This window comes from Nonomuraea rubra (assembly GCF_014207985.1).
GTDB lineage: Bacteria > Actinomycetota > Actinomycetes > Streptosporangiales > Streptosporangiaceae > Nonomuraea > Nonomuraea rubra.
In genome coordinates this window covers 8,186,995-8,201,560 of sequence record NZ_JACHMI010000001.1, presented here as the reverse complement: position 1 = coordinate 8,201,560, position 14,566 = coordinate 8,186,995, and the positions used below count along the sequence as shown (strand labels likewise).

General features: G+C 72.1%; 15 protein-coding genes. 7 read left to right on the top strand and 8 right to left on the bottom strand.

Annotation, left to right across the window (positions count from 1 at the left end; genetic code table 11):
* The first annotated feature begins 13 nt into the window (after positions 1-13).
* On the top strand, positions 14-607 hold the full coding sequence (locus HD593_RS37250) for a PepSY domain-containing protein (protein WP_185106604.1): 594 nt from the start codon (positions 14-16) through the stop codon (positions 605-607).
* 9 nt (positions 608-616) lie between these two features.
* Here the strand turns inward: HD593_RS37250 and HD593_RS37245 are convergent, their stop codons facing one another.
* Entirely contained in the window at positions 617-1,387 is a 771-nt protein-coding gene (locus tag HD593_RS37245; protein ID WP_246546911.1) for an alpha/beta fold hydrolase, read from the bottom strand.
* 59 nt (positions 1,388-1,446) lie between these two features.
* Here HD593_RS37245 and HD593_RS37240 point away from each other — a divergent pair, with 59 nt between their 5' ends.
* Positions 1,447-1,968, top strand: a complete 522-nt coding sequence (locus tag HD593_RS37240; RefSeq protein ID WP_185106603.1) for a PadR family transcriptional regulator — start codon at positions 1,447-1,449, stop codon at positions 1,966-1,968.
* Positions 1,969-1,972: 4 nt separating this feature from the next.
* On the opposite strand, the gene HD593_RS64645 is transcribed toward HD593_RS37240, so the two are convergent.
* Entirely contained in the window at positions 1,973-2,872 is a 900-nt protein-coding gene (locus HD593_RS64645; RefSeq protein WP_185106602.1) for a serine protein kinase RIO, read from the bottom strand.
* Between the two features lie 189 nt (positions 2,873-3,061).
* Entirely contained in the window at positions 3,062-3,670 is a 609-nt protein-coding gene (locus tag HD593_RS37230; protein ID WP_185106601.1) for a hypothetical protein, read from the bottom strand.
* A gap of 120 nt (positions 3,671-3,790) precedes the next feature.
* On the opposite strand from HD593_RS37230, the gene HD593_RS37225 reads away from it, so the two are divergent.
* Positions 3,791-4,591 carry a glucose 1-dehydrogenase gene (locus HD593_RS37225; RefSeq protein ID WP_185106600.1) on the top strand — a complete coding sequence of 267 codons (801 nt, stop codon included), beginning with the start codon at positions 3,791-3,793 and terminating at the stop codon, positions 4,589-4,591.
* Positions 4,592-5,386, top strand: a complete 795-nt coding sequence (locus tag HD593_RS37220) for an alpha/beta fold hydrolase (RefSeq protein WP_185106599.1) — start codon at positions 4,592-4,594, stop codon at positions 5,384-5,386.
* Between the two features lie 166 nt (positions 5,387-5,552).
* Here HD593_RS37220 and HD593_RS37215 read toward each other — a convergent pair whose 3' ends face one another.
* Together HD593_RS37215 and HD593_RS37210 are read right to left on the bottom strand one after the other, a co-directional pair.
* Positions 5,553-6,173 (bottom strand): DUF4126 domain-containing protein, encoded by a 621-nt coding sequence (locus tag HD593_RS37215; RefSeq protein ID WP_185106598.1) that lies wholly within the window; start codon positions 6,171-6,173, stop codon positions 5,553-5,555.
* A gap of 4 nt (positions 6,174-6,177) precedes the next feature.
* Positions 6,178-7,086, bottom strand: a complete 909-nt coding sequence (locus HD593_RS37210; protein WP_185106597.1) for a choline kinase family protein — start codon at positions 7,084-7,086, stop codon at positions 6,178-6,180.
* 68 nt (positions 7,087-7,154) lie between these two features.
* Between HD593_RS37210 and HD593_RS37205 the strand changes: the two genes are divergently transcribed.
* Positions 7,155-9,515, top strand: a complete 2,361-nt coding sequence (locus HD593_RS37205; protein WP_185106596.1) for a GcvT family protein — start codon at positions 7,155-7,157, stop codon at positions 9,513-9,515.
* 30 nt (positions 9,516-9,545) lie between these two features.
* Here HD593_RS37205 and HD593_RS37200 read toward each other — a convergent pair whose 3' ends face one another.
* From HD593_RS37200 to HD593_RS37190, 3 genes are read right to left on the bottom strand one after another with little or no spacing between them, the layout of a single operon-like run.
* Positions 9,546-10,310 carry a GntR family transcriptional regulator gene (locus tag HD593_RS37200; RefSeq protein WP_185106595.1) on the bottom strand — a complete coding sequence of 255 codons (765 nt, stop codon included), beginning with the start codon at positions 10,308-10,310 and terminating at the stop codon, positions 9,546-9,548.
* A gap of 46 nt (positions 10,311-10,356) precedes the next feature.
* On the bottom strand, positions 10,357-11,484 hold the full coding sequence (locus HD593_RS37195; RefSeq protein WP_185106594.1) for an NAD(P)H-dependent flavin oxidoreductase: 1,128 nt from the start codon (positions 11,482-11,484) through the stop codon (positions 10,357-10,359).
* 45 nt (positions 11,485-11,529) lie between these two features.
* Positions 11,530-12,144: an acyltransferase gene (locus HD593_RS37190; RefSeq protein WP_312903968.1), complete on the bottom strand. Its 615-nt coding sequence runs from the start codon at positions 12,142-12,144 to the stop codon at positions 11,530-11,532.
* A 140-nt stretch (positions 12,145-12,284) separates the two neighbouring features.
* On the opposite strand from HD593_RS37190, the gene HD593_RS37185 reads away from it, so the two are divergent.
* Together HD593_RS37185 and HD593_RS37180 are read left to right on the top strand one after the other, a co-directional pair.
* Entirely contained in the window at positions 12,285-13,949 is a 1,665-nt protein-coding gene (locus tag HD593_RS37185) for a CTP synthase (RefSeq protein WP_185106592.1), read from the top strand.
* Positions 13,946-14,560 (top strand): NUDIX domain-containing protein, encoded by a 615-nt coding sequence (locus tag HD593_RS37180; protein WP_185106591.1) that lies wholly within the window; start codon positions 13,946-13,948, stop codon positions 14,558-14,560. Before HD593_RS37185 ends, HD593_RS37180 begins: the two co-directional genes overlap by 4 nt.
* Positions 14,561-14,566 lie beyond the last annotated feature (6 nt).

Genomic DNA, 14,566 nt, shown 5'->3' with positions numbered 1-14,566 from the left:
GCAGCGTCCAGGTATGAACAAGACGATCATTGGGGCCCTGGTCGGTGCGTCGGTGCTGGCGGGAGGCTGCGGCACCGTGGTGCGCGAGGTGGAGCGGCTGGCCGTCCAGTCCTCGCCGACCATCGGCACCGCGACGGCCACCACCGCTCCGCCGGGGAGCCCCACGGGCTCCCCCGGCGCGGGTGACCTCAAGCAGGCCGCCCAGGCGGCGCTGGGCGCGGTGCCGGGCTCCACCCTCGTCTCCATCGAGACCGAGGAGAACGGCCGGCTCTGGGAGGTGCAGGTCGTCGGCGAGGACGGGACCGAGCACCAGCTCGACGTGGAATCCGGCAAGGTCGTCAGCGGCCCCACCACCGAGCAGGAGGACAACGCCGACAAGGCCAAGCACCGGGCGCGGGTGTCGGCGGCCGAGCTCGACTACGCGCAGGCGGCCGACAAGATCGCGGCGGCGGTGCCCGAGGGGCGGATCACGGAGCTGAACCTGGACACGGAGCAGGGCAAGACCGTGTGGGAGGCGGACGTGATCGGGGCGGACGGGACGAAGCACGAGGTGGCGGTGGACGCCGCCACGGGCTCGGTCACCAGGAACAACAGCGCCACGACGTGACCCCCTGGGCTAGGGGCCCGGGGAAAGCAGGGCCGCGAGCGTGCGGGCGAAGGCCTGCGGGTTGTCGAGCATGATGTTGTGCCCCGACTCGGGAATCTCCAGCACCCGCACGCCCGCCTCCCGCAGCTCCGCGGCCCCGCGCGGCTCGTCGCCCTCCGGGTGCAGGAAGGCCCGGGGGATCGGCAGCCCGGCCAGCAGCTCGCGAACGGTGGGCGACGTCCCCCTGGCCAGGCTGACGGCGGTGCGGTGCAGGCCGCGCAGGTCGGCCAGGCGCATCGTGGACCACCAGTGCGGCCCCACCCGGTCCCGCACCTCCTTCCAGCCGCCCGCCACGAACTCCTCCTCGCCGAAGGCCGCGATGCCGGTGCCACCTGGCCGCACCGGCGCCGGGGGATAGGGATCGAGGTTGGCGTCCACCAGGATCAGGCGCGCGACCAGCTCGGGATGGCGCGCTGCCAGGACCGTGGCCACCGCCCCGCCCATGCTGTGCGCGATCACCGACGCCCCCGTCACCCCGGCCTTGCGCAGCCCCTCCGCCAGGGTGCCGGCGTGGGCCTCCAGCGTGTACGAGAACTCCCGCGGCCGGTCGCTGATGCCGAACCCGAGCAGGTCGATCAGGAGGGACCGGTGCCGGGGCAGCAGGGGATGCGCCGCCACCTCCGCGTAGTAGGGGGCCGAGGTGGCGCCGAGACCGTGGACGTAGACCCGCGCCGGCTCCTCGCCGGGCAGCTCCACCCAGCGCATCCGGGCGCCGCTGGAGTGAACGATGGCATCGTGCATGACGGAACTCCTCATGTATCGGGGCCAATATATATCGGCACCGAGGTATGCTGACAGCCATGCTGGAGCTGGCGATACTCGGGTTCCTCAGGGATCGGCCGTTACACGGTTACGACCTGCGCCGCAGGGTGGCGGCGCTGATGGGCCACGTACGCCCGGTGGCCGACGGCACGCTCTACCCGGCCATCAAGCGGATGGCCGGGGCCGGCTGGCTGGTCAGGAAGGACGAGCCGGGCGTGGCCGCCGCGCCACGGCGCATGCTGTACCTGACGCCCGAGGGCCGAGCGGAGCTGGAGCACCGGCTCCGGGCCCCGGACGACCTCGACATCAGCGACGAGAACCGGTGGTTCACGCTGCTCGCCTTCCTGCGCCACCTGGACGAGCCGAAGGAGCAGGCGGCGGTGCTGCGCAGGCGGCTGGCGTTCCTGGAGGAGCCGACGAGCTTCTTCTACGACGGCGACCGGCCGATGGCGGCCGGGGAGTTCGCCGACCCGTTCCGCCAGGGCCTGCTGGCCATCGCCCACGCCACCAGCCAGGCCGAGCTCGCCTGGCTGCGCGCCACCATCGAAGCCCTCGGCTGAGGCGTCAGGGGAGCAGCCCGGCCTCCTTGCGGAGCAGGGCGGCCAGGGCGTCCGCGTCGGCGGCGGCGACGCCCTTGGCGGCGAACCAGGTGGCGACGTTGCGCGCGTCACGGTCGAGGAACGCCGGGCCCACCGGATGCGCGATCACGTCCACGATCTGCGGCAGGTCGATGACCACCAGCCTGCCGTCGTGGACCAGCAGGTTGTACGCCGACAGGTCCCCGTGGGCGAGCCCCTCGCGGGCCAGCGTGACCATGGCCGCCACGAGCTGCTCCCACAGGTCGCCGAGCCCCTCGCTCACCTGCGCCAGCCGCGGCGCCGCGTACCCGCCTGCCGTCCCGACGAACTCCTGGAGGATCTCCGTCCCCACGATCTGCACCGGGTACGGCACCGGCACCCCCAGCTCCCACAGCCGGCACAGCGCCGAGAACTCGGCCACCGCCCACTGCGCGGCGATGACCTGCTTGCCGAACGCCGTCCGGCCGGCCATGGCCCGGTTCATGCGGTCGTCGCGGGTCCTGCGGCCCTCCAGGTAGCCGGCGTCGCGGTGGAAGAGGCGATGCTCGGACGAGCGGTACCGCTTGGCGGCCAGCAGGCAGACGCGGTCGGTGCCCGGCACGCCGCGGGAGATCAGGTGGACGTCGGCCTCCTTGCCCGTCTTGAGGATGCCGTGCTCGGTGTCGACGGCTGCCAGCTCGGTGACGAGCCAGTCGGGGTAGGGCCGCGGACCCTTCTCCGTCGGCGTGCTCTGGTCCCAGGTGGACCAGCGGTCGCCTTCCGGCGGGCCGTCGTAGGCCCCGGAGAGGCTGCCGGGGGCGGTCTCGGGGGTGTTCTCGAGCCATTCGAGGTCGTCGGCGTCGAGGGCGTGCTTGCCACGGCGGCGGTGTTGCGAGTGCTTCGGCACGGTGGGATGACTCCAGCCATGAGGCCCACCGGCCGGTCGCGATCAGGTCGGCCGGCTCCCGGTGGGAAGGAATGAGGACGCGGAAAACGGCACGCGAACAGTCGTCGTCACGGTCTCACCCTCCCTTCGTGTCGCGGTGATCGAAACGCAGCCAGAGTATGCCGAGGCGGCGGGTGCCGCCGCAACCGGTTAAACGCCCCGGTCCCTGCGTTCCTCCATCGAGCGCCGGTAGAGCTCGTCGATCTCGTCCAGCGGGTCGGGGGCGCGGCGGCGGGCCTCGATCTCCAGGTCGGTGCGGGAGGTGAGGTCCGCGATGCCGGTGGCGGTGTGCTGCACCTGGTCGCCGAGGAGGTCGGCGCGGATGCGGGCGCACATCGCCGTCAGCTTGGCCTGGTGCTCCCTGAGCCGGTCGAGGGTGGCGTGGTCCACGTACGGCGACACGCGGCGCTGCTGGGCGTACATGCCGAGCTGCCCGTCGTGCACGTCGGCCTGCGCGGTCAGGTCGGCCAGGAGGCGGGGCAGGTCGCCCAGGCCCCAGCCGAGGCTCTGCGCGTGCTCGACGGCCTGGCGGGTGAGGGAGACCTCGCGGCGCAGGTCGAGCCGGAGCCGCTCGACCTCGGCGGCGTCGCCCGTGCCCATCGCGTTGACGTGCGTGCTGAGGCGGACGGTGGCCTGCTTGGCCTTGACCGCGGCCTTCTTGCCCAGCTTGACCAGGAGGTAGATGCCGACGCCGCCCAGCAGCAGGAGGAACGCCAGGATCACCAGCACGATGACAAGGAACTCGCCGATCTTCGCCACCTCCCGTTGGTGTTGGTGCCTTGAAGGATAGTCGGCTCCGGCGGTTCCGGCGCGTCCCGCGGGCGTCCCGGGTGAGCAAGCAAGCTCTTGATCGGATCCGGCCGGTGTGTTTCAGTGCACATGTCTTCCCAACCACCCCTAGAGAGGGCGAAAAGGGTGCTCGACGGCAAGGTTGTGATCATCACAGGCGGCGCCCGTGGCATGGGGGCGGCCACCGCCCGGCGCTGCGTCGCGGCAGGGGCCCGGGTCGTGCTCACCGACGTGCTGGTGGAGGAGGGCACGGCGACCGCCAAGGAGCTGGACGCCCGCTTCATCCGGCACGACGTGACCAGCCAGGACGCCTGGGCGGCCGTCGTCGCCGAGGTCCTGGAGGCGTACGGGCGCGTCGACGGCCTGGTGAACAACGCCGGCATCGCCACCATGCTGACGATCGAGCAGCAGCCCCTGGAGGAGTTCCAGAACGTCCTCCAGGTGAACCTCGTCGGCACCTTCCTGGGGCTGAAGGCCGTGCTCGCGCCCATGCGCGAGCAGGGCGGCGGCGCCATCGTGAACCTGTCGTCGGTCGCGGGGCTGTTCGCGCTGCCCCTGACCGGCGGGTACGGCGCCTCCAAGTGGGGCGTGCGCGGGCTGACGAAGATCGCGGCGCTGGAGTTCGGGCGCGACCGGATCCGGGTCAACTCCGTGCATCCCGGGATGATCGTCACCCCGATGACGCAGGGGCTCGGGGCCGTGTCCGGGGAGGGCACGTTCGGCCTGGCCCCCGCCGGGCGCTGGGGCGAGCCGGAGGAGGTGGCGGAGGCGATCGCGTTCCTGCTGTCCGACGCGGCCTCGTACGTCACCGGCGCCGAGCTGGCCATCGACGGCGGCTGGACCGCGGGGGAGGGCTCGCTGCTGCCCCCGCCGAAGGCTCCAGAGGTCTAGGTGCCGTACGAGGAGGTCGGGGAGGGCGTCCGGCTCTTCTACACCGACGACGGGCAGGGCACCCCGCCGCTGCTGCTGGTCCACGGCTGGGGGACCGACTCCCACCAGTGGTCGTGGCACATCGACGCGCTCGCCGCCACGCACCGCGTGCTCGCCGTGGACCTGCGCGGCCACGGCTACTCCTCGGTCCCGGAGACCGGCAACACGCCGCGCGCGATGGCCGCGGACCTGGACGTCCTGCTCGGCCGCCTCGGCATCCCCCAGGTGGTCGCCGTCGGCCACTCGATGGGCGGCCAGGTGGTCTCCATCCTGGCCGTCGAGCACCCGGAGCGGGTGCGGGCGCTGGTCACCCTCGACCCCGGCTACGGCATGACGGCCGAGATCGCCCGCGGCTTCCCCAGGATGATCGAGGGCCTGCGCGGCGAGCGGCCCCACGAGGCGGCCGAGCGCATCGACGAGTGGTGCACGAACGCCGCCACCCCGCCCGTCATCAGGCGCTGGCACAAGCGCAGGCTGCACGGGATGCCGCCGCACGTGCTGGTCCAGGCGTTCGAGGCCATGTTCACCGGCCCCGGCGCGATCGGCGTGCGCCCGGCCAGCGACGACTACCTGGCCCGCAGGCGGTGCCCGGTGCTGTCGATCTGGGCCGACGCCGGCCGGGCGGGCTGGGAGGCCGGGCTGCTCAAGGACCCCGCGTCGGTGGTGCTGTCGTGGGAGGGCGCGAGCCACCGGCTGCACGAGGAGCGCCCGGGCGACTTCGTCAACGCGCTGGAGGGCTGGCTGCGGCGGTTGTGAAGCGCCCGGCGGCACGGGAGTGCCGCCGGGCGCCGGTGCGTGTGAGCGTGCCAGGGTTGGGGGCCACGGATGTACGCTCACACGTTTCCATCCCTTTGTTCGCTACCTCGCCCCAACCGTAGGCGGCCAGCCGCGCCGGCACATCAGCCCGCGGGCGGAGCGTGGATCAGCCTGGCGGGTGATGATTCCCGGTCGCCCTCTTGCGGGCCCTCCTGTGGGCGCGGAAGCGGCGTACCCGCCGCAGCAGCCACCACGCGGCCACCGCGAGCACCAGCAACGCGACGATCACCAGCACGGGCAGGAACACCGCGATCAGGCTCATGCCGAACGACCCGGCGTCCTCGACCGTGCTCACCACCGGCGCGCCGACGCCCGCCGTGCCCGCGTTGATCACCGGGCGGGCGGCGGACTTGACCGCGTGCACGGCCAGCGCCAGCAGCACGCCCAGCAGCCATCCCACCCAGGGGCGCTCGGTCATCCAGGTCGAGTTCTCCAGCTCGGCGGCGGCGCTCGTGGCGGAGAAGACCACGCCGCCCGAGGCCGGGCGCACCACGGTCTGGATGACGTCGTTGACGCTGTCGACGGCGGGCACCTTGTCGAGCACCATCTCGGCCACCAGCAGCACCGCCAGGACGGCCAGCACCCCCCAGTTCGACAGCCACGCGTAGCCGTCGGGCAGCCGGACGGCGTCGGTGACGTTCGCCAGCACCCCCACGACCAGGAGCGGGATGTACGCGTTCAGCCCGGCGGCGGTCGACAGCCCCAGGCCGGTCAGAGCGGCCAGCATGACCCTAGTCTGCCCGGGCCGCCTCCTCCATGAGGCCCGTCAGGCCGGGATCGGTGAATTCGGCCACCGCCCGCTCGTACTTCTCCATACCCCAGGACCAGAAGTCGAAGTCGATGGTCTCGTTCGCGCCGTCCTGGATGGAGGCCCACAACGTCCAGCCGTACTTGGACATGAGGCCGAGCAGGCGCGCCCGGGCGATCTTGTGGCGCAGGCGGCGGCCGTAGTAGGCGGTGACGAGCTGCTCCAGGTGGCCGGGGGGCAGGGCGGACTCGCTCCAGATGTTGCCGAGCTCGAAGCAGGGGTCGTTGTTGCCCGCGTACTCGTAGTCGATCAGCCAGAGGCGCTCGCCGTCGTCCAGGATGTTCCCGGGCAGCAGGTCGTTGTTACACGGAACCGTCCCCTCGTCCCTGATAGCCAGACATTTCCGGATCTGGGTGACGGTGGGCATGAAGTCGAGGTAGCGGGGCGGGAGCCGGAAGCCGCGCTCGCGGACGATCTCCAGATAGCGCCGCTGCACCTCGAACATGTCGAAGTCGCGCACGAACCGCGGCCCCGCGTGCAGCCGCCTGCACGCCTCGGCCACGCGCGGCAGGTTCGCCTGGTCGTGCAGGTCGGCCTCGGTGAACGTGTGGCAGCCCGGCAGGAAGCCCACCACCAGCACCCCGAGCCCCGGCAGGTAGTCGTGCACCGGCGCGCCGACCCCCGCCCGCGCCGCCGCGATCGAGTTCGCGTGCTCGGCGTCCCTGTCGATGGCCAGCAGCGTGCCGTCGCTGGCCCACACCCGCACCACGTACGCGCCGGACGGCGTGGTGACCTTGTAGTTGTGGTTGGTGAGCCCGCCGGGCAGCTCCTCCACGGAGCGCGGCACGCCGGACAGCAGCGGGATGCGATCGAGGAGCTCGGGCGCGGCCATGCTCGATGCTAGCTCCGCGGCGGTAAACGGTCTAGACCTTTAGGGGCGCGCCGGTTAGCCTCGCGACCATGAGCGACTCGGCCCGGATCGTGATCATCGGTGGCGGCGTGGGCGGCGCGTCCGTCGCCTACCACCTCACCCAACTCGGCGAACGCGACGTCGTCCTGCTGGAGCGGGACGAGCTCACCAGCGGCTCCACCTTCCACTCCGCCGGGCTCGTCGGGCAGCTGCGCGCCGACCCCACGCTGACCCGGATGAACCAGTACTCCGTCGAGCTCTACCGCTCCCTCGACGCAGGCTGGACCGAGTGCGGCGGCATCAAGCTCGCCTCCACGCCCGAGCGGATGGCGGAGATCCGCCGCCAGATCGGCTGGGCGCGCACGTTCGGGCTGCCGCTGGAGGAGATCTCCGTGGCCGAGGCCGTGGAGCTGTTCCCGCTCATGGATCCGGAGGGCGTGGTCGGGGCGGCGTACCTGCCGACCGACGGGCAGATCGACCCCTCCCAGCTCTGCTACGCCCTGGCCGCCCGCGCCCGCGAGGGCGGAGTCACCGTGCGCACCCGCACCCGTGTGCTCGGGATCACCGTCGAGCGGGGCCGCGTCACGGGCGTGCGCACCGACCAGGGCGAGCTCGCGTGCGAGATCGTGGTCAACTGCGGCGGCATGTTCGCGGCCGAGATCGGCCGCATGGCCGGGGTGCGGGTCCCGATCGTGCCCATGTCGCACCAGTACGTCGTCAGCGACGCCTTCCACGACCACACCGGGCTGCCCACGCTGCGCGACCCCGACCTGCTCGTCTACTACCGCCAGGAGGTCCAGGGCCTGGTCATGGGCGGGTACGAGCGCCAGTGCGCGCCCTGGACGGCCGGGCAGAACGCCTACGACGCGGTGCCCGGCGACTTCAACGGCCGCCTGCTGCCGGAGGACTGGCCGAGGTTCGAGGAGATCTCGGACAACTCCCGTGTCCGCGTGCCCGCCATGGCCGACGTCGGCATCCGCAAGCTGATCAACGGGCCCGAGGCGTTCACCCCCGACAACGAGTTCTGCCTGGGCGAGACCGAGGTCGCCGGGTTCTTCGTCGCGGCCGGCTTCTGCGCCCACGGCATCGCGGGCGCGGGCGGCATCGGCAAGGTGATGGCCGAGTGGATCGTCGAGGGCGAGCCCGGCATGGACCTGTGGCACATGGACGTGCGCCGGTTCGGCCGCCACTACCGCTCACCGTCGTACACGATCAAGCGGGCGGTCGAGAACTACGAGACGTACTACGACATCCGCTACCCGGGCCACGAGCGGTCGGCGGGCCGGCCGCTGCGGGTCTCGCCCGCCTACGGCTGGCACGCCGCCCACGGCGCCGTCTTCGGCGAGAAGTCCGGGTGGGAGCGGGTCAACTACTACGCGGACAACGCGCTCCCCGGCGAGGAGGAACGGCCGCACGGGTGGGCCGGGCGGCTGTGGTCGTCCGCGATCGCGGCCGAGCACCGGGCCACGCGCACGGCCGCCGGGCTGTTCGACGAGAGCTCGTTCGCCAAGATCGAGGTCACCGGCCCCGACGCCGCCGCGCTGCTGGAATGGGTGTGCGACAACCGGGTCGCCAGGCACGTGGGCGCCGTCACGTACACGCAGGCGCTCAACCGGCGCGGCGGCATCGAGTGCGACTTCACCGTCACCCGGCGCGGCGAGGAGGAGTTCCTGATCGTCACCGGCACCGCGTTCGGCGCGCACGACCTGGGCTGGCTGCGCAAGCAGGCGGCGCTCACCGGGTCGAAGGCCAGGATCGCGGACGTGACCGGGCAGTACGCGTGCTTCGCGCTGTGGGGGCCGCGGGCCCGCGACGTGCTGGGCGGGCTGACACCCGACCCGCTGGACTTCCCCTTCATGTCCGCGCGCGAGCTGACCGTGGGCGACGTGCCGGTGCTGGCGCTGCGGGTGACGTTCGTGGGGGAGCACGGGTGGGAGCTGTACTGCTCCAGCGAGTACGGGCTCGGGCTCTGGCAGACGCTGTGGCGGGCGGGGGAGCCGTACGGGCTGGTGGCCGGGGGGTACCGGGCCATCGACAGCCTGCGGCTGGAGAAGGGGTACCGGGTGTGGGGGGCCGACATCGGGCCCGAGACCACGCCGTACGAGGCGGGGCTGGGGTTCTGCGTCAAGGACGGCAAGGACTTCCTCGGCAGGGACGCCCTCGATCCCGCGCCCGCGCGGAGGCTGCGCTGCCTGACGCTGCGCGATCCGCGCGCCGTCGCGCTCGGCAACGAGCCGGTGCGCGTGGACGGGCGGGTGGAGGCGCGGGTGACGTCCGGCGGGTACGGCTACACCGCGCGGGAGTCGATCGCCTACGCCTACCTGGAGGCCGGGCCGGGGACGCCGGTCGAGGTCGAGGTCGAGGGACGGTGGGTGCCGGGGGTGGTGGTCAAGGGGCCTCTGGTGCCGTGACGCCGGCGGTGCCGTGACGCGGGCCGGGTTTCAGGCGGTCTCCGTGACGCCGCTGCGGACCGAGATGCGGACCCGGTCGGGGCGGAACAGGTCGAGCGCGTACTCCACCGGCGTGCCGCCCGCCGCGTAGGCGGTGCGCTCGATCAGCATCAGCGGCGCGCCCGGCTCGATGCCCAGCTCGGCGGCCTCGGCCGGCTGGGCGATCACCGGGTCGAGGTGCTCCACCGCGGTGCGCGGCTCCAGGCCGTACCGGGTGGCCAGCAGCGCGTACAGGGAGCCGGTGAGGTCCTGGCCGAGCAGGCCGGGCAGGCAGGGGAAGTACGAGCGCTCCAGCGCGACGGGCGAGCGCCCGGCCGAGCGCACCCGCGCCACCTCGTGCACCGGTGAGCCCGGCGCGACGCCCAGCGCCCTGGCCGCGGCGGCGGGCGCGGGCACCGTCGCGGCCCGCAGGATCCGCGCCTCGGCCCGCAGGTGGGCGCGGCGCATCTGCTCCGTGAACCCGGCCAGCCCGGTCAGGTCGCAGTCGATGCGCGGCTCGGGGCGCGGCTCGGCCACGAACGCGCCGCCCGACCTGCCCGGCACGCGCAGCAGCACGCCGTCGCGCTCCAGCGAGGCCAGCGCCTGCCGCAGCGTCATCCTGCTCACGCCGAGCCGCCCGGCCAGCTCCCGCTCGCCGGGCAACCGGTCGCCCGGCGCCAGCTCGCCGCAGGCGATCGAGGCCAGGAGCCAGCGCTCGATCTGCACGTGCGCGGGGACGCCGGTGCCGCGTTCCAGCTCAGGCGGAGTCCCGACCACAGGCGCAGGTTACCTTCTGGGAAAGAACGGGCAAACGCCCGGGGGCTCACTCCGCAGACAGGCGGCGCAGCCGCTCGATCGCCTCGCCGAACTCGCTGATCATGTCGTAGACCACGTCCCTGGCCGGTCTCACCTGGTCGAGCTGGCCCACGACCTGCCCGACGAAGTAGTTGACCAGCTCGACGGCCCCGGGCTCGCCCTTCTCCGCCGCCGCCCCGATGCGCGCCATCGCGCCCTCGGCCAGCAACATCTGCAGCGGCATCCCCAGCGCGCCCGGGCTCTCCTGGCCCGCGTCCCACTCCTCGGTCCAGGCGGATTTGAGCTGGCGGGCCGGCTTGCCCGTACGGGACCGGGACCGGACCGTGTCCAGCGACGAGGCCGCCAGGAACTTGGCCTTGACCGCCGGCGCCGTCTCGGCCTCCTCGGTCGTCAGCCACACCGAGCCGCACCACACGCCCTCGGCGCCGAGCGCCATGGCCGCCGCCATCTGCCGCCCCGACGCGATCCCGCCCGCAGCCAGCACGGGGACCGGCGCGACCGCGTCCACGACCTGCGGCACCAGCACCATCGTGGAGACGTCGCCGGTGTGCCCGCCCGCCTCGGTGCCCTGCGCCACGATGAGGTCCGCGCCCGCCGCGACCTGCCTGCGGGCGTGCTCGACCGTGCCGACCAGCGCGGCCACCGGCACGCCCGCCTCCCTGGCCCTGGAGACCATCTCGGGCGGCGGCGGCCCCAGGGCGCTGGCGATCAGCCCGATGCGGTGCTTGAGCGCCACGTCGATCAGCCCGGTCGCGCCGGCCGCCGTCACCCGCCTGCCGAACTCGTCGGCCACCGCCGTCATGGGCTGGCCGGGGGCGCTGACGCCGTACTTGGCCAGCAGGTGGGTGACGAAGTCCCGGTGGCGGTCGGGGACCGCCTCCATGAGGTGCGTGCGGCGGTCGAGCGCGGAGGCGTCGATCTTGCCGGGGACGAGCACGTCCACGCCGTACGGGCGGCCGCCCACCCGTTCGTCCAGCCAGGTCAGCTCCGTGTCGAGCTGCTCGGGCGAGTACGCGACCGCGCCCAGCACCCCGAAACCGCCCGCGTTCGTGACGGCGGCCACCACGTCGCGGCAGTGGCTGAAGGCGAACAGCGGGAACTCGATGCCCAGACGTTCACAGATGGCGGTCCGCATGGAACGACGCTAACTGTCAGAACCTTGTTCGGTCCAGAGGGTGACTCAGGGGAAGGTGTCCAGCGTGATCGGCGCGTGCCAGCCGAGCTCCGGCGTGTAGCCGCGCACGCGCCTGGCGGGCACCCCCGCCACCACGCTGTGGTCGGGGAACTCGCCGCGCACCACCGCGCCACCTGCGACCACGCAGTGCCGCCCCAGCGTGGTGCCCGGCAGGATGATCGCGCCCGTGCCCAGCCAGGAGCCGGAGCCGATGGACACGGGGCTGTTGCGCGGCCACTGCCGTCCGATCGGGATGTCCGGATCGTCGTAGACGTGGTTCTGGTCCGTGATGTAGACGTACGGGCCGGTGAAGACGTCGTCGCCGATCTCGACCGACTGGTGCGCGACGAGGTGCGAGCCGCGGCCGATCGAGCAGCTCGCCCCGATCCGCAGGATCGTGTCGGGACCGAGATCCCGGTCCGGGACCATGCCGCACGAGATCGACACCCGCTCGCCGATGAGCGTGTGGTCGCCGATCTCGATCCACTGCTCGCCGAAGATCGCGCCGGGCGGGAACGCGATGCTGACCCCGTCGCCGAGCCGGCGGAACCGGTACCCAGCGGGACTCTCCGGAGAGATCGCGCCGGCGTGGCGGATCGCCGCGTAGGTACGATGAATCAACGCGCCCAAAGCCCGCCGTACTACTGACATAGGGACCAAAGTTACCGCTAGGTCAGGCCGTTCAGGCATGTGAGGGGCGTTGTTTGATATCCTGAGAGCCCGTGGACACTTCGACCACACCTCGAGCCACGGGAGCCCCTTTGCGCAGCGCATCGCAAACCAAGCATCTGTTCGTCACCGGCGGTGTCGCCTCCAGTCTCGGCAAGGGGCTCACGGCATCCAGCCTCGGTCGCCTGCTCAAAGGGCGCGGTCTCAGGGTCACCATGCAGAAGCTCGACCCTTACCTCAATGTCGACCCCGGCACCATGAACCCGTTCCAGCACGGCGAGGTGTTCGTCACCGACGACGGTGCCGAGACCGACCTCGACGTCGGCCACTACGAACGGTTCCTCGACACCCACCTGCACGGCTCGGCCAACGTGACGACCGGCCAGGTCTACTCCAACGTCATCGCCAAGGAGCGGCGGGGCGAGTACCTGGGCGACACCGTCCAGGTCATCCCGCACATCACCAACGAGATCAAGGACCGGATCCGGGGGATGGCCGGCCCTGACGTGGACGTCGTCATCACCGAGGTCGGCGGCACGGTCGGCGACATCGAGTCGCTGCCGTTCCTGGAGGCCGTGCGCCAGATCAGGCACGAGGTCGGGCGCGACAACGTGTTCTTCCTGCACGTGTCGCTGCTGCCGTACATCGGGCCGTCAGGAGAGCTGAAGACCAAGCCCACCCAGCACAGCGTGTCGGCGCTGCGCAGCATCGGCATCCAGCCCGACGCGATCGTGCTGCGCTCCGACCGGCCGGTGCAGACGGCGATCAAGCGGAAGATCAGCCTGATGTGTGACGTCGACGAGGACGCCGTCGTCTCCGCCGTCGACGCCGCCTCCATCTACGACATCCCCAAGGTGCTGCACTCCGAGGGCCTCGACGCCTACGTCGTGCGCCGCCTCGGCCTGCCCTTCCGCGACGTCGACTGGAAGGAGTGGGAGCAGCTCCTGCGCCGCGTGCACCGGCCCGCCAAGGAGGTCACGGTCGCGCTCGTCGGAAAGTACATCGACCTGCCCGACGCGTACCTGTCGGTCACCGAGGCGCTGCGCGCCGGCGGGTTCGCCAACGACGCCCGCGTCAACATCCGCTGGGTCAAGAGCGACGACTGCGAGACGCCCGAGGGCGCCGAGCGCGAGCTCGACGGCGTGGACGGCGTGCTCATCCCCGGCGGCTTCGGCGTACGCGGCATCGAGGGCAAGATCGGCGCCATCCGCCACGCCCGCGAGAACAAGATCCCGCTGCTCGGCATCTGCCTAGGCATGCAGGGCATGGTCATCGAGGCCGCCCGCAACATGGCCGGCATCGAGGACGCCAACTCCGCCGAGTTCGACCCCGACACCAAGCACCCGGTCATCTCCACCATGGCCGACCAGGAGGACGTCGTCGCCGGCGAGCGCGACATGGGCGGCACCATGCGCCTGGGCAGCTACACCGCCAAGCTCGGCGAGGGCACCCTGGCCCGGCAGCTCTACGGCGGCAAGGCCAAGGCCGACGAGCGCCACCGCCACCGCTACGAGGTCAACAACGCCTACCGCGAGCAGCTCGAGCAGGTCGGCCTGGTCTTCTCCGGCCTGTCGCCCGACGGCCGCCTGGTCGAGTACACCGAGCTGCCCGTCGACGTGCACCCCTTCTTCATCGGCACCCAGGCCCACCCCGAGTTCCGCTCCCGGCCCACCAGGGCCAACCCGATGTTCAAGGGGCTCATCAGCGCCGCCCTCGCCTACGCCGACAGCCGCGTCGGTGCCAAGGTGGGCCCATGATGAAGGTGGAAGACACGCCCGAGGCGTGGGACGTCGTCGATTCCAAGCACCGGTTCAAGGGCTACGTGATCGAGGTCGTCACCGACAGCGTCAAAATGCCCCGCGACGAGGTCGCCGACCGCGATTACGTCGTCCATCCGGGAGCCGTCGCCGTGCTCGCCCTCGACGAGCACGACCGCGTCCTGATGATCAGGCAGTACCGCCACCCGACGCGGCACCTCATGTGGGAGCTGCCCGCCGGGATCCGCGACGTGGCAGGCGAACCGCTCGTCACCACCGCCGCCCGCGAGCTGGCCGAGGAGGCCGGCTACCGGGCCGGCACCTGGTACACCCTGCTCGACCTGCGCTCCTCGCCGGGCATGACCGACGAGCGCGTCCGGGTGTTCCTGGCCCGCGACCTGAGCAGGATCCCCGAGGAGGAGAACGGCTTCGAGCACCGGCACGAGGAAATCGACATGCCGGTCGAATGGGTCCCTCTGGCCGACGCGGTCGAGAAGGCGCTCATGGGAATGATCCACAATTCCTCGACCGTGGCCGGTATCCTCGCCGCATATGCGGCATCGGTCGAGGGGCATGCCCTGCTCCGCCCGGCCGACGCACCGGAGGCGTGACGGAAG